This is a genomic window from Clostridium sp. TJA032 (genome assembly GCF_058310275.1).
The window spans coordinates 190,250-207,320 of record NZ_JBZEFB010000002.1 but is presented as its reverse complement, the minus strand read 5'-3'; the positions used below and the strand labels follow the sequence as shown (position 1 = coordinate 207,320).

Sequence of the window (17,071 nt, the reverse complement as noted above, 5' to 3'; positions counted from 1 at the left end):
TAATAGTTAAAAAAAGTATTTTAATATAATATATAGAAAATAAATAAATTTGATAAATTGTAAATAAAATGTTTATTTAAAAAATATTAGGAAAATAAAAAAGCTTTAATAAATATATTAGTAATAGAACCTAAATTAAGTTTTAAAAACTTAAATAATTTTAAAAGGAGGTATTTAAAATTATTTTCCTGTAAAGGTTTACTTTATTTTTCTTTAAAGTTAAATTTTTTATATCATTATTAAAATTTAAAAAAAATTTGTTGATTTTTACAAATTTTTTTTAAATTTATAAAGAAAATAGGAGGATAGAAAAATGGACCTTATGCTTTTGGTACCAATATGTTCTATAATATCGCTTTTATTTGCTCTTTATCTAGGAAAAGGTATAATGAAAAATCCTGTAGAGGATGAAAAAATAAGAGAAGTTTCTGAGAAGATTAAAAGAGGAGCTAATGCTTTTTTAGTTAGACAGTATAGGGGTGTTTCTTTATTTTTCTTAGGAATGTTTATTATATTAATTTTTTTGAGTTTTAAAGGATACTTATCCATTTTTGTTCCTTTTGCATTTTTGACAGGAGGATTATTTTCTGGACTAAGTGGTTATTTAGGAATGAAAACAGCAACTAATGCTAATTCTAGAACAACCATGGCAGCTAAAAAAAGCTTAAATGATGCTTTAAGAATTGCTTTTTCTAGTGGAGCTATAATGGGGTTAGTAGTTGTAGGGTTAGCACTTTTTCATTTAGGAATTTGGTACTATATATTAGATTGGTATTATGCATATTTACCTGAGGCTGAAAAAATAGGACAAATAACTTCTGTTATGTTAACTTTTGGAATGGGAGCTTCTTCTATGGCACTTTTTGCAAGAGTTGGAGGAGGAATATTTACAAAGGCTGCTGATGTTGGAGCAGACTTAGTTGGAAAGGTTGAAGCTGGTATTCCAGAGGATGATCATAGAAATCCAGCTGTTATAGCTGATAATGTAGGAGATAATGTAGGGGATGTTGCTGGATTAGGAGCAGATTTATATGAATCATATGTAGGTTCCTTAGTTTCAGCCTGTGCTTTAGCTGTTTCAGCTGGTTTAGGAATAAAGGGAGTAGTACTTCCTTTAATTATTGCTTCTGTAGGTGCAGTTGCTTGTATTATAGGAACATTTTTTGTAAAGGCAAAGGAGGATGCAACACAGAAATCATTACTTTCAGCTTTGAGAAGAGGAACATATATATCTTCAATTTTAGTGGCTATTTCAGGTTTTTTTATTGTTAAAATAGTTGTTGGAGAAAATAATTTAGGAATATATTTTAGTATATTATCAGGATTAATTGCTGGAATTTTAATTGGATATTTTACAGAATATTATACTAGTGATAATTATAAGCCTACAAAAAAATTAGCTGATATGACTAAAACAGGTTCAGCTACTACAATAATAGGAGGATTATCGTTAGGTATGCTATCTACTGCTATGCCAGTTATTATAATAGCTATATCTATAATAAGTAGCTTTTTACTATCTGGTGGAAATAAAGATTTTAGTCTAGGGCTTTATGGAATTGCTATTTCAGCTGTAGGAATGTTATCTACTTTAGGAATTACTTTAGCTACAGATGCCTATGGACCAGTAGCAGATAATGCAGGTGGAATTGCAGAGATGACAGAACAAAGTCCTGAGGTTAGAAGAAGGACCGACGCTTTAGATTCATTAGGAAATACAACAGCTGCTACAGGAAAAGGCTTTGCAATAGGCTCTGCTGCCTTAACAGCCTTAGCTTTTATAGCAGCATATAAAGATTCTGTAGAGAATATTTCCTTATCAAAGGGAATTGATTTTACTTTTAATCTATCTATAATAAATCCACAGGTTTTAATAGGACTTTTTGTTGGGGGAATGGTTACCTTTGTTTTTTCAGCATTAACTATGGATGCTGTAGGAAGAGCGGCTTCTAAGATTGTTATTGAGGTGAGAAGACAATTTAAAGAAATAAAGGGTCTTTTAGAGGGGGAAGCAGAAGCAGATTTTGAAAAATGTGTAGATATATGTACAAAATCATCTCAAAGAGAGTTGATTCCAATTGCTTTAGTAGCTATTTTAACTCCTATAATAACAGGATTTTTATTAGGACCAAATGGAGTTGCTGGTCTTTTAGCAGGTTCTACGGTAACTGGTTTTGTGTTAGCTATAATGATGGCTAATTCAGGAGGAGCTTGGGATAATGCTAAAAAATATATTGAAGGAGGAGTTTTAGGAGGAAAAGGTTCTGATTGTCATAAAGCAGCAGTAGTTGGAGATACAGTTGGAGACCCTTTTAAAGATACTACAGGACCTTCAATTGATATTTTAATAAAGTTAATGTCAATGATTTCAATTGTTTTTGCCTCTTTAATTTTATCAATAGGTATATTTTGATAAATTGTTGAATATAAGATAATATATGACTTAAAAAATTATTAAGTCATATTGTGGTTGCTATTGTAGATACCTCTTGTTTGCTCTAAGTTTTTTACTTAGAGCTTTTTTTTATAAATATTTTATCTATAAATAAGGCTATTATTATGCCTACAGTATAGCAAATCAAGTCGCTAAATAAGAAACCATGCCCAAGGATTAAGGAGCCTAAAGTAGTATCTCTGATTCTATTTATCCATGGTGCTTGGTATATTTGACTAAACTCTATTGAAAAGGAGAATATTATTGCAATTAAAAAGCCATAATTAAGGCTAAGTTTAGGAAATAAAAATCTAAATCCAAAGTAAACCATAGATGCCCAAAGCGTATCACCTAAATATGGAGCAATTAAACTAGGCATATAAATTATAAATTTTCTAGAACATAGTCCTAAAATCATACATAAAATTGTTAAAATAAAGTATTTTTTTCTCATTAATCTCTTCCTTATAGTTAAATTTGTTTTAAATAAGTATATATACAATTATATCAGAGTTTAAAAAGCTTAATACAAGTAATTTGTTTTAGTGGCAAAATATGGTATAATCGAATAGAATAAATTAATTAAATAATTTTTAGGGGGATAAATTTGAATTATAGGATTGAATGTAAAGAGGATGCAAAAAATCTTTTAAGTGGACGGTGGAGTAATGCTGCTGGGGCTACTATAGTTTATGCTTTTTTTAATATTGTATTTAGTTTCTTATTATCAATAATTCCTTTAGTGGGTTGGATTTTACTTTATTTTCTTACAGCTTTTTTAACAGGAAGTTTTATAAAATATTGTATGAAGTTAACTGAAAGTGGAGAAAGGGTTAAGTATTTAGATTGTTTTATAAGTTTTAAGGCAACATTTAAGATTACAGTTTTTAATATATTAACATCTATATTATCTATATTAGTATTAGTAATTATATTTCCTATTATTTTAGCTCTATCTTTGCAAAATAGTGTTTTTATACTTTTAATTGCCTTTTTAATAATTTTAGCTTTTTTAGCTTTATTAATAGAGGCTATATTATTTCCTATTCCTATGATTTTTACAGAGGATGAGAATGTGGGCATTTTAGAAGCTTTAGATATTAGTATAAAAATAACTAAGGGACATAGAATAGCTTATATAGTAATGAAGTTAAGTTTTATAGGATGGATAATTTTATCTTGGCTTATTTTAGGTATAGGTATGCTATGGCTACAACCTTATATGACTTTATCATATTACCTTTTTTATAAAGCTATAAGAAGTGACAATAATTTTATATAAAATAAAAAAGACCAAAGTAAAAATTTACTTTGGTCTTTTTTATTTTAAGCAGCTTTATTTTTATTAGGTGCTTCTGCTACTGTTTCTTTATGATTTTTAGTAACTTTTTCTCTTATAAATTTAAAGGCTTGTATAACTATAAATGTGCATAGTGATAAGCCATATATAGTAAATAAATTATTAAGTGTAAGTGGTGCAACTTGGAATAATCCTTTAAAAGCAGGAACTAAAAGAACTACATTTAAAAGAATAAATCCTACACCAAAAGCAGCCCATAAATATTTATTAGAGAAAAGTTCTTTTGATAATACATGATTTTTAGATTTACTATTAAATCCATGTACAAGTCTTGATAAACATAATGTAGCAAATGCCATTGTACTTGCTAATAAGGCTCCACCTTGATTTAAACCTATATAGAAAGCAATCATAGTTACAATTGTAATTACTACACCTTCAAATAATACATCTGCAATAAAGTCTTTTGTTAAAATAGAAGCATTAGCTTTTCTAGGTTTTTCTTTCATAACATCTTTTTTATGAGGTTCAAGACCTAGTGCAATTGCAGGTAAACTATCTGTTAATAGGTTTATAAATAATAGATGTACTGCAGCAAAAGGTACTGGTAAAGCTAATATTGAAGCATATAAAACACATAATATACCAGCTGTGTTACCAGATAGTAGGAACTTAATAGCATTTTTAATATTAGCATAAATATTTCTACCATTTTCAATTGCTTTTACTATAGTTGCAAAGTTATCATCTGTTAAAACCATTGATGCTGCATCTTTTGCAACCTCTGAACCTGTAATACCCATTGCAACTCCTATATCAGCTTGTTTTAAAGCAGGAGCATCATTTACACCGTCACCAGTCATAGCAACAACATTACCTTTTTCTTGCCATGCTCTAACTATTCTTATTTTATGCTCTGGAGAAACCCTAGCATACACAGAAATATTTTCTACCATATTTTTAAGTTCTTCATCAGTAACTTTATCTAAGGCAGAACCTTCAATAGCTTCACTTTCATCTTTTAATATACCTATTTGCTTTGCGATTGCAGAAGCAGTTATTTTATGGTCTCCTGTTATCATTACTGGTTTAATTCCTGCTTCTATACATGCTTTTACAGCTTCAGCAGATTCCTCTCTTGGAGGGTCCATCATTGATATAAGACCTATGAAAGTTAAGTCATTTTCATCTTTAAGAGTTATATCAGTTCTACTTTCTATATTTCTATATGCAAAAGATAAAACTCTAAGTCCTGTTCTTGAGAACTCTTGGTTAATTTCTTCTATTTTAGCTATGTCTTTTTTAGTTAAAGGTCTAACACCTTCTGAAGTTTCTATTTTAGTAGACCTTTTTAAAAGTACATCAACAGCACCTTTAGTTGCTATTATGTTTTGACCATGAATATTATAAACAACACTCATAAGCTTTCTATCAGAGTCAAAAGGTATTTCTCCAAGTCTTTTAAATTTATCTCTTTGTACAAGTTCATCAACACCATATAAATCTCCAAGATTTACAAGTGCAACTTCTGTTGGGTCTCCTATTTCCTTTTCACAATCTGTAATTGCATCATTACAAAGTAAACTCATTGTTAAAAGGTCATTATCTATTTTCTTTTCTAAATTTAATTCATTAGATTGTATAACTTGTCCATCAACAAAAATCTTTTTAACAGTCATTTTATTTTGAGTTAAAGTACCAGTTTTATCTGAACAAATTATAGATACACTTCCTAAACCTTCTACAGCTTGAAGTTTTCTTACAATAGCATTTTCCTTAGCCATTTTTTGAGTTCCTAAGGAAAGAACTATTGTTACTATAGAACTTAAAGCTTCAGGAATAGCAGCAACTGCTAAGGCTACAGCAAACATGAAGGCTTCTATAAGAGCTTCACCTCTATAAATACTAATAGCAAATACTATTGCACATATTACAAGGATTGCAATTGCAAGTTTTTTACCAAAGTTATCTAAGTTAGTTTGAAGAGGAGTTTTCTTCTCTTTAGTATCATTTAATAATTGAGCTATTTTACCTATTTCAGTATTCATACCAACAGCTGTTGCTAAAATAGTAGCTCTACCATAAGTTACTAAGCTACCTGAGAAGACCATATTTTTTCTATCACCTATAGGAACCTCTTCTCCTTTTATTATTTCAGACATTTTTACAATACTTTCAGATTCACCAGTTAATGAACTTTCGTTAACCTGTAAGCTATAGTTTTCAAGTATTCTACCATCACAAGGTATATAATCTCCAGCTTCAAGAAAAATAATATCTCCAACTACAACATCAGTAGAGTCTATTTCTATTCTTTCACCATTTCTAAGTACTTTGGTTGAAGGAGAGGATAGTGCCTTTAAGCTGTTTAAGGATTGTTCTGCCTTTACATGTTGAATTGTTCCAAGAGTAGCATTTACTATTAAAACAAATATAATAACAGCAGCACTTTCAAAATCTCCTAAAAACATAGAAATAGCAGCGGCACATATAAGAATTATTATTAGCATGTCCTTAAATTGGTCAAGGAATACTTGGAAAGTAGATTTTTTCTTCCCTTCAACTAGTTCATTTTTGCCGTATTTCTCTTTCATTTTTTCAACTTCAGTGCTGTTTAATCCATCTTTGTTTACACCGAGTTCTTTGAAAAGTTCTTCTTTAGATTTTGAGTAAACTTTTTTCATAAAATTAACTCCTTTCTTTCCTAATATTAGCCTTTAGATAAAGCTTATTGTTACCAAATAATATCTATTTATAGGAGACAAAAAAATAAGACTTTTAATATAATCTAAGGAATAGTCAATGAAATGTCTTGAATTCCTTAGATTATATTAAAAGTCTTGTAACCAAATGTTGGTGTATAATACCAGGTAACTTTTAGTTAACCGCGTTGTTGATATTATAACTTGTAACTACTCCCTCTTAACACAAAAGATATTATTAAGTTTAATATCATATTATATCTCTTAGTAATCTATGTCAATAATATTTTATTACGAAAATAATAGTATTTTATTAATATTTTGAAAAGGGTATTAATAATGGATATACTATTTTAAAAATCTTAGTCTAGGAATTTTTATTAATTACTAAAAGTATAAGAGTATTAAAATATAATTTAAAGTTAAGTCTATCATATAGAACTTAGTTTCTATTAATTTATAGGTTTTATTATAACAAATATAAATATAATAAACTTATTTATGATTATTATATAAGGAATTTAGAGTATTTTTGTATATAAAACTTTACATTAAAAGAATAAATGTTTATAATACTACTTAATAATTAAAAATAACTTTAGAAGTAAATCGTATATGCTCGACGATATGGGTTGAGTGTTTCTACTAGGAGGCCGTAAACATCCTAACTACGAATATATAGGTGATTTCTGTACTTTTTGAAATGATTATATATTCCTAGGCTTTTGCTTGGGAATTTTTTTGATTAAAAAGTATTTATTTAAACTAATGCTTAATTTATTTTAAAGCTTTTATAGAAATTATCTTTATAGTAGAGGATAGTGGCTTATATTAATTGAATTTAAAGATAACTATATTACTAAATAATTTTTATAACAGGGAGAAGAAAAATGGAAGCATTAAAAGAGAAGATTTTAAAAGAAGGAAAAGTTAGAGAAGGAAATATACTTAAAGTTGATTGTTTTTTAAACCATCAAATGGATATAAAGTTTTTAAATGAAGTAGGTAAAGAATTTAAAAAAAGATTTGACGGAGAAAAGATAGATAAAATACTTACTATAGAAGCTTCTGGAATAGCTATAGCAGGAATAACTTCACAATATTTTGATTATGTTCCTGTGGTTTTTGCTAAAAAGACTGAGAGCTTAAATTTAGATAAGGATGTTTATGAATCAAATGTGCATTCTTTTACAAAGAAAAAAGATTATAAGGTTAGAGTAGGAAAACAGTTTTTAAACAAAGGGGAAAGAGTATTAATAATTGATGATTTCCTAGCTCAAGGATGTGCTACTAAAGGGATGATTGACTTAGTAAATCAAGCAGGTTGTGAATTAGTGGGTATAGGAATTGTAATAGAAAAAGGATTCCAAGAAGGAAGAAAAGTTTTAGAAGATTTAGGAGTTAGAGTGGAATCTCTTGCAATAATAGATAAATTAGAAAATAATAAGGTTTATTTTAAATAAATATTATTTATAGACTACCTTAAAAGTTTTTAAAAAATTTTTAATGCTTTTAAGGTGGTCTTTATTTTTTTTTGTTTAATTTATAAGCATATGAATAATTTTATGTTAATTCTTTCAAAAAAGTAATAAAACTTACAAAGTGAAAAATATATTACTGGTTTTATGTTGTAAGTTTTTTAGATTATTAGTTAATTAAAGTAATTTTAAGCTAGAAGAAATAAATTTGTGTATTACAAGGAAAAATGAAATTTATTAAAGGAAAAATGTCATTTTTAAAACTTTAAAAAATTGTTAATAAGTATATAATATAATTTGTGCTAAAAATTAAGAAAAAAAGAGGAAATAAGATGAACCAAAAGAGAATTGGAATAACCCTAGTTTTAATAGCAACAGTTTTTTGGGGGATAATGGGTATAAGTAGTAGGATTTTATATGAAGCAGGTTTAAGCACAATGTTTATAGCCTTTGTTAGAAGTTTTTTATCTTCCATATGCTTTTTAACTTGGATAGTATTAACTGATATTAAGATTTTAAAGATTGACTTAAAGGGGTTAGCTATTTCAGCATTATATGGTATTGGCACCTTTTCTTTATGTTTTATTGGTTATAATTTATCTGTTGAATATATACCTATATCTGTAGCTACAGTACTTATGTTTACTAATTCAATATGGGTAACAATCTTTGGTGTTCTCTTTTTTGGAGAAAAGTTAAATAAAAAAAAGATAACTGTTATTTTTCTTACTTTAATAGGATGCATTTTAGTTTCTAATATGTCCTTATCAAAGGGAAATTTAAATACTATTGGAATTTTAGCAGGTTTAGTAACTGGATTTTTATTTGCTTTTCAAATAGTATTTCCAAAGTTTTTTATAAATTATAGAAAAGATACTTTGCTTATTTATGGCTATATTTTTGCAAGTTTATTTTTAGCCATGTTCACAGATTTTAAAGAATCTATAAACATAATTATGACTTCGCAAAATATTAAAATGGTCATATTAAATATATTATCAATAGGTGTTTTAAGCACTTTTATATCTAATACATTCTATATAAAATCAACTGAGTACATAGAAGCTAGTGTAACTAGTATACTAGCTTCTATGGAACCTGTTTTATCTAGTATATTTGCCTTTTTTATTTTTGGAGAATTACTAAATAATAAACAAATACTAGGGGCTATATTAATAATATTTGCAGCTATACTTTTAGAATTAAATTTAGAAAAATATAATATAAAAAGTTTATCAAGTTTAAAATTTATAAAATAAAAACTAATAAGTTAATAACTTTATAATATAGATTTTAAAAATCCCTGACTTAAAAGAAGTATTATAAATTATTATAAGACCACATATTTTTATGTGGTCTTTTTTATTTATGAAAATATTTCTTAAAAGTGAATAAAGTGTTAACATATAATGTATAAAGGAAAATAAAATAATTCTAAAGGGGGAGTAATTTAATGAATATTTTTAGAAAGCAGAGCTTAAAAAGAATACTTAGCGAAGCAAGTGAAAATAAGGAGAGAACCCTAAGTGCTTTAGATTTAACTTTAATGAGTGTTGGGTCTGTAATTGGTACTGGGGTTATGGTTTTAACTGGAATAGTTGCATCTAAGCAATCAGGTCCTGCTACCTCTATAGCTTTTATAGGTGGGGGAGTTGCAGCAGCTATAATTGTACTTTGTTATGCTGAGTTTAGTTCAAGCATCCCAAGTGCTGGTGGTTCATATTCTTTTACTTATGTTTCGCTTGGAGAAATTATTGCATATATTTCAGGGCTTTGTATAGTTATAGGATATACTTTATCAACAGCTACTGTAGCTTCTGGATGGGGCTCGTATCTTTTAAGTCTTTTAGAAGTTTTGGGAATAAATTTACCTAAAGCTTATACTGCAATACCTAGCGAAGGTGGAATTTTAAATTTGCCAGCAATGATATCTATTTTATTTATAACATTTATAATATCTTTAGGTACAAGAGAGAGTAAAAAGGTTAATGATATTATGGTATTTATAAAAATTGCAGTTATTGCACTTTTTATAGGAGTTGGAGTTTTTCATATAAATACAGAAAACTGGCATCCTTTTGCACCTTTTGGAGTTAAGGGAATAATAACTGGTACAGCATCTTTATTTTTTGCTTATTGTGGGTTTGATGCTACGGCTTCTGCAGCAGAAGAAGTTAAAAATCCACAAAAATCCTTACCCTTAGGTCTTATATCTTCTTTAATAATTTGTACATTGATATACATAGCAGTTTCTTTAGTTCTTACAGGAATGACCTCTTATACTAATTTAGATGTAGGTGATGCCTTATCTTATGCCTTAAAATTGGTAGGACAAAAATGGGTGTCTTTTGTGGTATCTTTAGGAACAGTTATAGGAATTTTAGCAGTAATATTTGCAGGTAACTTTACAACATCTCATATTCTTTTAGCAATGAGTAGAGATGGACTTTTGCCAAAGACTTTTAGTAAAGTTGATAAAAAAGAAGTTCCTTATGTAGCCTTATGGACAGTTGGGATAATTGGAGCTTTATTAGCAGGATTTTTTAACTTAGGTCAATTAGCAAACTTTGCTAATATAGCATTTTTATTAACCTATACCTTAGTTTGCATATCTTTAATAGCTTTTAGAAAAAAATATCCTGAGGTAAAAAGAGGGTTTAAAACACCATTAGTACCTTTAGTACCTATATTAGGTGCATTAAGTTGTTTATTTTTAATGACTAATTTATCTAAAAGCACTTGGATTATTTTTATTTTAGTACTTATTTTACTTATAATAAGTTATTTATTTTATGGTAAAAAACACTCCTTAGTAGGTAAAGAATAGTTTTAAAATTTAATAAAAATAAGGACTATAGAATTTTTTAAAGTTTATAAATTTTATAATTTATAAACTTTAAAATTATTTATAGTCCTTTAAATTTAAATATTAATTATTAGTAGTTGTCTTTGCTTCATCTACTTTTTCATAATAAATCTTTGCATTTTTTAATTGAGGATTAGATAAGATGTATGAATTAATTGCATCTTTATCAATAGAATCCTTAGAATGATTTATTATAAATACAGGAAGTTCATTATCTAAAACACCGCTATAAATATTACTTATATCACTAAACTTATCTTTTAAAGAAGAAGTAACTGAGTTTACAGCAGAATTTAAACTATTTTGACTATTAGAATTTTTTCCTTTATTTATTTCTAAATCTCCTATAAATCCTGAATCTTGTTCTTTAATTTTATCTAAGTACATTTTAAGTTCAGGTAGATTATCTGTAGACTGTTGAATTATAAGTTTATATCCACTAAAGTTGTAGTATTTCAAGGCATCTTGAAGTCTTTCTTCCTCTGGTTTATCTATGGCATTTCCTATTATAACTAAATCTATAGTCTTATCTTTTGTATTTATATCTTTATTTAAAATATATTCAGAAGGCAATTCATTTTCAATAAAGTTACTAAGATTTGTATTATCTATGAAATTATTAACCATATTAGCAGCAGAAAGTAAGCTTGGTATAGTTACAATTATTGTAGATACTATGATTATTTTCTTTAATTTTTTTTGTTTATCTTCAGATAAAGTATTTCTAGTTGGTATTCTCATAAACTTTACAACAAGTAATGCTGAAAGAGCTATAAAAAATGAGTTTATAAAGAATAGATAACCAGCACCTAAAAAAATATGTATATTTTTAGTAGCTAATCCATATCCACTAGTACAAAGAGGTGGCATTAGAGCAGTTGCTATAGCTACACCTGGCAATATGTTTCCTGGTTTTTTACGAGTTATACCTACAATTCCTGCAATTCCTCCTGCAAAGGCTATTATTACATCCCAGATATTTGGAGTTGTTCTAGATAATATTTCACTTCCAGCACTAGATATTGGGCTTAAAGAAAAATAAATTGTTGCAGTTGTTATACTTATAAGAATTTCTATGCCTAGTATAATTGCAGCTTTTTTTAATAATTTTAAGTTATATATTCCTACGGAGTAACCAATTGCAATTATAGGACCCATAAGAGGTGAAATTAACATAGCACCAATAATAACAGCAGTTGCATTCATATTTAGTCCAACAGAGGCTATTATTATTGCACACATTAAGATTATAAAATTAGAACCACCAATATTTACCCCATCTAAAATGTTTTCATGGATTTCATCGTAGGTTGCCTGGTCTTTTTTAAATTCATTAAAAAATTTTTGTTTAGTAATCCTCACATTAATTCCTCTTTTCTTTAGATTTTATAAATGATTTTAATAATCTAATTTTAAGCTAATTACTATAAGATGTCACTTTACAAATAGGTGTTAATCATCTAATAAGTTTAAATATGTTTTAAAAGCCTAATTTATCTAAAAAATTTTATAATGTTAATATTTATTTTAATTGTATAAATTTTAATTATATATAATTAGAATATAGTTAACAATTAAAATGTATTTTAATGAGTTTTTAGGAGTGATTTAATGTTAAGTAAAGATAAAATAAAAAAGATGCTTTCTGTAGCACTTAGCACAGGAGGGGATTTTGCAGAGGTTTTTGTTGAGGAAAAAATAAATAACAATATTATATTAACTTCAGGAGTTGTTAAGGATATTATTTCAGGAAAAGATTATGGAATTGGTATAAGAATTTTTAAAGGTTTAAAGTGTGTATATGCTTATACTAATGATGACTCTTTATGTAGTTTAATAAATACTGCCAAAAAAGCAGCTTTAGCTTTAGGAGATATTATTGAAGGAGAGAGTATTAATCTTAATTTAGTTGAAAGAGTAAATACTAATATTCATCCTATTTTATATGTGCCTTCCTCTATAAACTCTTTTAAAAAGATTGAAAAGATGAGGGAAGCTTATAAAGGTGCAAAGGAGTATAGTAATGAAATATCTCAAGTTACTATTACTATGAAAGATGAGGATCAAAAGATTTTAATAGCTAATAGTGAAGGACTCTTTACTGAAGATAGAAGAATTAGGTCAAGAATAGCAGTAAATTCTATAGCATCAAATGGTATTGATAATCAAGCAGGTTCTCGCTCACCAGGTGCATCTATGGGCTTTGAGTTTTTTGACACAATAGATTTAAGTGATTTAGGAAAAGAAGCTTCTAAGTCAGCAGTAACAATGCTTCATGCAGATTATTGTAAAGCTGGAAAAATGACCGTAGCAATTGAAAATTCCTTTGGTGGTGTTATATTCCATGAAGCTTGTGGACATTCGCTTGAGGCTACTGCAGTTGCTAAGGGAAACTCTATTTTTTGTAATAAGCTTGGAAAGCAGATAGCATCTAAAAAAGTTACTGCAATAGATGATGGGACTATACCTAATGCATGGGGGTCTTTAAATATAGATGATGAAGGAGAAAAAACTAAAAGAAATATTTTAATAGAAAATGGAATACTTAAATCATATATGATTGATAAGTTTAATGGAAGAAGAATGGGGATGAAATCAACAGGAAGTGGAAGAAGAGAATCCTATAAGTATGCTCCTACATCAAGAATGACAAATACCTTTATAGCAAAGGGAGAAGATGATAATGATGAAATAATAAAATCTATTGAAAATGGATTGTATGCAAAACAAATGGGAGGAGGTTCAGTTAATCCTATAACTGGTGATTTTAATTTTAGCATTCTTGAAGGATATTTAGTTGAAAATGGAGTTATTTCTAAAGCCGTAAGAGGAGCAAGTTTAATAGGAAATGGAGCTGAAATTTTAATGAATATAGATATGGTTGGGAAAAATTTAGCTCATGGTCAAGGGATTTGTGGTTCTTTAAGTGGCTCTGTTCCAACAAATGTAGGGCAACCGCTTTTAAGAGTTAAAGAAATTACAGTTGGGGGAAGATAGGAGGTTTACTATTATGGAATTTAAGGATTTTAAAGAAAAATTATTTAATAGAGCTAAAGAGCTTAATTTTGAAAAGTATGAATTATATTATGGTAAGAGCGAAGCTTTAAATATAACTTCTTCTAAGGGTGAAGTTGAAAGATATGGTTTAAGCACTTCTATAGGTGTTTCTTTTAGAGGAATATATAATGGTAAGATGGGATATTCATATACAGAAAAATTAGATGAAGATTCAATAGACCTGTTAGTTTTGAAAGCTTTAGAATGTGCAAAGCTTATAGAAAGTGATGATTATGAATTTATTTTTGGAGAAAAGGAGAAGTATTTTAAGGTCAATACTTATGATGAAAATATAGTAAATTTAACTCCTAGTAAACAAATTGATAATGCTATAAGGTTAAGCCTTGAGCCATCAAATATAAATTCTGAAATATTAAAAAGTGAATACACAAAATTTAATACAGCTATTATTGAGAGAAGAATAGTTAATTCTGAAGGAATAAATTTGAAGGAAGAAAAAACAATTGCTAGTGCCTCAGTTTCTCCAGTTGTTAAAGAGGGAGAAAATATGATTATAGATGGTGCTTATAAGATTTCAACTAATTTAAGCGATATAAATATAGATAAATTAATTAAAAAAGGAATAAATAATACTTTAAGAAAAAAAGGTGCTACTTCAATACCATCAGGAAAATATAAGGTTATTATAGAAGGCGAGGTTATGGCTTCTTTAATAAGAGTAATGGAGAGTAATTTTTTAGGTCATATAGCTGAAGAAAATAAAACTCTTTTAAAAGGTAAAATAGGAGAAAAAATTGCATCTAAAAAGCTCAATTTAATAGACAATCCATTTTTAGAAGGAGGAATTTCAAGTTGTTCCTTTGATGATGAAGGAGTTCCTACAAGAGTTAAAGAGATAATTAAGGAGGGAATTTTTAAAGGTTTTTTACACAATTTGAAAACAGCAAATAAAGAAGGGGTAAGGGCAACAGGAAATGGTTTTAAAGCTTCATTTAAATCCCCAGTAAAAGCAAGTCCTACTAACTTATATATAAAAAATGGTGATAAATCCCTTGAAGATTTATTAAAATTTGTAGGTAATGGAGTTTATATAATTGATTTAGCTGGACTTCACTCAGGTGCTAATGCAGTAACAGGAGATTTTTCTTTAGCTGCTGAAGGGATAAAAATAGAAGAGGGAAAATTAAAAGGGGCTATAAAACATATAACAATTGCAGGTAACTTTTTTGAGTTATTAAATAATATAGAAGAAATAGGAGATAACTTAGAAGAAAGTGGGGTAACTTCTGGTTATGGTAGTCCTAATATTGTTATTAAGGAACTATCAATAGCTGGAGAATAAGTAAATAAGTAGCTTTATATCATGGTTAAAAGTATATTCTTATATATACTTTTAACTTTTTTTCTAGGGAAAATATATTAAACTTGGAAAAATTTTTTCGTAAATTTCTCTTTGTGTCAATATAGTATATAACAAAATTATAAAGTAAAAAAATTTTAACGTTATTTTTATTAAAAGCATATATAGGTTGACTTTAAAAATATGGTTAAAGTGTTAAGGTATACTTGATTAAGGGATTTAATCTTTTTTTTGGAAATTAAAATATTAAATTTCTTATATGTTTTTACTATTAACAATAAGGAGTGATGGAAATGATAACAAAAGATTTTGAGAAAAAATTAGAAGGCTTAGGAGCTTTTGAAATCAGTAGTAAAATGCTAAAGTTAGCTAAAGAAAATGAAAAGCATAATACTTTTTTAAATGCAGGTAGAGGAAATCCAAACTGGATAAACACTCAAGGAAGACTAGCTTTAGGAAGAATTGTTGAATTTGGTGTTTCAGAGTCGAGAAGAACTATGGAAGATGGAAATTTAGCAGGATATACAACTTTAGAAGGAATTTATGATAGATTTGTATCTTTCTTAAATGGAAATCATGAAGTTGATGCATTTTTAATTAAAGCAGTAAATTACTGTGCTGAAGAATTAAATATAGATAAAGATGCTTTAGTTAAGGAATTTGTAGATGGAGCTATAGGAAATAACTATCCTGTTCCTAGCAGATGCTTAGTTAATGTAGAAAAAATAGTAAACATGTACTTAGAAAAAAATCTTTATGATGGAATAAATTTAGCTAGTGAAACAGAAGTTTTCCCAACAGAAGGTGGAACAGCTGCAATATGTTACATATTTAATTCATTAAAGGAAAATGGATTAATAAAAAAAGGAGACAAAATAGCAATAAATACACCTATATTTACTCCTTATCTTCAAATACCACAATTACATGATTATGATATGGTAGAAGTTGACTTAATGTCTAAAGAAGAAAATAACTGGATAATAGATGCACAGGAAATAGAAAAGTTAAGAGATGAAAGTATAAAAGCTTTATTCTTTGTAAACCCTTCTAACCCAGCTTCTAAAGCATTAAGTGAAGAAGCTTTAAATCATATTAAGGAAATAGTTAAGGAACGTAAGGATTTAATAATAATAACAGATGATGTTTATGGAACTTTTGTTGAAAACTTTAAAACTTTATATTCTGTAGCACCTTACAATACACTATTAGTTTACTCTTTCTCTAAATTATATGGAGCAACAGGTTGGAGATTAGGTTTAATAGCTGCAAATGAAAATAACGTTTTAGATGATTTAATAGCTAAGTTACCAGAAGAAAAATTAAAAGAATTAGATAAGAGATATGGTCTAGTTACTTTAGAACCAAGAAAATTAAAATTTATAGATAGATTAGTTGCAGATAGCCGTTCAGTTGGATTATATCATACTTCAGGTTTATCAACACCTCAACAAGTACAAATGGCTTTATTTGCTTTAAGTGATTTATGTGCAGGAGAAAAAGATGCATATATTGAAAGTGCTAAGAAATTAGTAAGAGCAAGATATCACGATTTATTCACTACTCTTGGTATTAAAGAAGACAATAGTGTAGAAAATGCTAAGTATTATTCATTAATAGATGTATATGAATTAGCAAAAAATGTATATGATGAAAAGTTTGAAGAATACTTAAAGAATAATTTTGAACCTATTGATTTCTTATTACGTTTAGCTGAAATGAATGGAGTAGTTTTAATGGAAGGTGTAGGATTTGCAGCAACTCCAGGAACACTTCGTGTATCAGAGGCAAATTTACCAGATGATGCTTATAAGAAAATAGGAGCTCAAATACTAGAATTACTTTCTGAATATTATGATGAGTATAAAAAAGAAAATAAATAGTTTAAATAAAAGTTAAAAATTTAGGACAAA

Annotated in this window: 11 protein-coding genes and 1 riboswitch; of the genes, 8 read left to right on the top strand and 3 right to left on the bottom strand. The window is 27.7% G+C overall.

Going from position 1 to position 17,071, the window contains the following annotated elements; translation table 11 throughout:
* Nucleotides 1–313 precede the first annotated feature (313 nt).
* Complete coding sequence (locus tag AC4FRL_RS08005) at nt 314–2,413, top strand: sodium-translocating pyrophosphatase (protein ID WP_491139700.1); 2,100 nt, start codon at nt 314–316, stop codon at nt 2,411–2,413.
* Between the two features lie 94 nt (nt 2,414–2,507).
* Here the strand turns inward: AC4FRL_RS08005 and AC4FRL_RS08000 are convergent, their stop codons facing one another.
* Nucleotides 2,508–2,888: a ribosomal maturation YjgA family protein gene (locus AC4FRL_RS08000; protein ID WP_491139699.1), complete on the bottom strand. Its 381-nt coding sequence runs from the start codon at nt 2,886–2,888 to the stop codon at nt 2,508–2,510.
* Between the two features lie 153 nt (nt 2,889–3,041).
* Here AC4FRL_RS08000 and AC4FRL_RS07995 point away from each other — a divergent pair, with 153 nt between their 5' ends.
* Entirely contained in the window at nt 3,042–3,716 is a 675-nt protein-coding gene (locus tag AC4FRL_RS07995; protein WP_491139698.1) for a DUF975 family protein, read from the top strand.
* Nucleotides 3,717–3,760: 44 nt separating this feature from the next.
* On the opposite strand, the gene AC4FRL_RS07990 is transcribed toward AC4FRL_RS07995, so the two are convergent.
* Nucleotides 3,761–6,418 (bottom strand): calcium-translocating P-type ATPase, PMCA-type, encoded by a 2,658-nt coding sequence (locus AC4FRL_RS07990; RefSeq protein ID WP_491139697.1) that lies wholly within the window; start codon nt 6,416–6,418, stop codon nt 3,761–3,763.
* Between the two features lie 607 nt (nt 6,419–7,025).
* A riboswitch (purine riboswitch) is annotated at nt 7,026–7,127 on the top strand.
* Between the two features lie 199 nt (nt 7,128–7,326).
* On the opposite strand from AC4FRL_RS07990, the gene AC4FRL_RS07985 reads away from it, so the two are divergent.
* The 3 genes from AC4FRL_RS07985 to AC4FRL_RS07975 all read left to right on the top strand — a co-directional run bounded on the left by AC4FRL_RS07985 (nt 7,327) and on the right by AC4FRL_RS07975 (nt 10,741).
* On the top strand, nt 7,327–7,899 hold the full coding sequence (locus AC4FRL_RS07985; protein WP_491139696.1) for a xanthine phosphoribosyltransferase: 573 nt from the start codon (nt 7,327–7,329) through the stop codon (nt 7,897–7,899).
* 347 nt (nt 7,900–8,246) lie between these two features.
* Complete coding sequence (locus AC4FRL_RS07980; protein ID WP_491139695.1) at nt 8,247–9,173, top strand: DMT family transporter; 927 nt, start codon at nt 8,247–8,249, stop codon at nt 9,171–9,173.
* Nucleotides 9,174–9,367: 194 nt separating this feature from the next.
* The gene (locus AC4FRL_RS07975) at nt 9,368–10,741 is read left to right on the top strand and encodes an APC family permease (RefSeq protein ID WP_491139694.1); all 1,374 of its coding nucleotides are present in this window, start codon (nt 9,368–9,370) and stop codon (nt 10,739–10,741) included.
* Between the two features lie 102 nt (nt 10,742–10,843).
* Here AC4FRL_RS07975 and AC4FRL_RS07970 read toward each other — a convergent pair whose 3' ends face one another.
* A complete protein-coding gene (locus AC4FRL_RS07970; RefSeq protein ID WP_491139693.1) occupies nt 10,844–12,142 on the bottom strand; it encodes a DUF389 domain-containing protein in 1,299 nt (432 codons plus the stop codon).
* Nucleotides 12,143–12,391: 249 nt separating this feature from the next.
* Between AC4FRL_RS07970 and AC4FRL_RS07965 the strand changes: the two genes are divergently transcribed.
* The 3 genes from AC4FRL_RS07965 to AC4FRL_RS07955 all read left to right on the top strand — a co-directional run bounded on the left by AC4FRL_RS07965 (nt 12,392) and on the right by AC4FRL_RS07955 (nt 17,041).
* The gene (locus AC4FRL_RS07965; RefSeq protein WP_491139692.1) at nt 12,392–13,777 is read left to right on the top strand and encodes a TldD/PmbA family protein; all 1,386 of its coding nucleotides are present in this window, start codon (nt 12,392–12,394) and stop codon (nt 13,775–13,777) included.
* Nucleotides 13,778–13,790: 13 nt separating this feature from the next.
* Entirely contained in the window at nt 13,791–15,140 is a 1,350-nt protein-coding gene (locus tag AC4FRL_RS07960) for a TldD/PmbA family protein (protein ID WP_491139691.1), read from the top strand.
* A gap of 311 nt (nt 15,141–15,451) precedes the next feature.
* On the top strand, nt 15,452–17,041 hold the full coding sequence (locus tag AC4FRL_RS07955) for a bifunctional aspartate transaminase/aspartate 4-decarboxylase (protein ID WP_491139690.1): 1,590 nt from the start codon (nt 15,452–15,454) through the stop codon (nt 17,039–17,041).
* Nucleotides 17,042–17,071 lie beyond the last annotated feature (30 nt).

Coding starts and splice junctions, on each gene's coding strand:
- AC4FRL_RS08005 (WP_491139700.1), top strand. CDS start 314: ATGGACCTTATGCTTTTGGTACCAATATGTTCTATAATATCGCTTTTA.
- AC4FRL_RS08000 (WP_491139699.1), bottom strand. CDS start 2,888: ATGAGAAAAAAATACTTTATTTTAACAATTTTATGTATGATTTTAGGA.
- AC4FRL_RS07990 (WP_491139697.1), bottom strand. CDS start 6,418: ATGAAAAAAGTTTACTCAAAATCTAAAGAAGAACTTTTCAAAGAACTC.
- AC4FRL_RS07985 (WP_491139696.1), top strand. CDS start 7,327: ATGGAAGCATTAAAAGAGAAGATTTTAAAAGAAGGAAAAGTTAGAGAA.
- AC4FRL_RS07980 (WP_491139695.1), top strand. CDS start 8,247: ATGAACCAAAAGAGAATTGGAATAACCCTAGTTTTAATAGCAACAGTT.
- AC4FRL_RS07975 (WP_491139694.1), top strand. CDS start 9,368: ATGAATATTTTTAGAAAGCAGAGCTTAAAAAGAATACTTAGCGAAGCA.
- AC4FRL_RS07965 (WP_491139692.1), top strand. CDS start 12,392: ATGTTAAGTAAAGATAAAATAAAAAAGATGCTTTCTGTAGCACTTAGC.
- AC4FRL_RS07960 (WP_491139691.1), top strand. CDS start 13,791: ATGGAATTTAAGGATTTTAAAGAAAAATTATTTAATAGAGCTAAAGAG.
- AC4FRL_RS07955 (WP_491139690.1), top strand. CDS start 15,452: ATGATAACAAAAGATTTTGAGAAAAAATTAGAAGGCTTAGGAGCTTTT.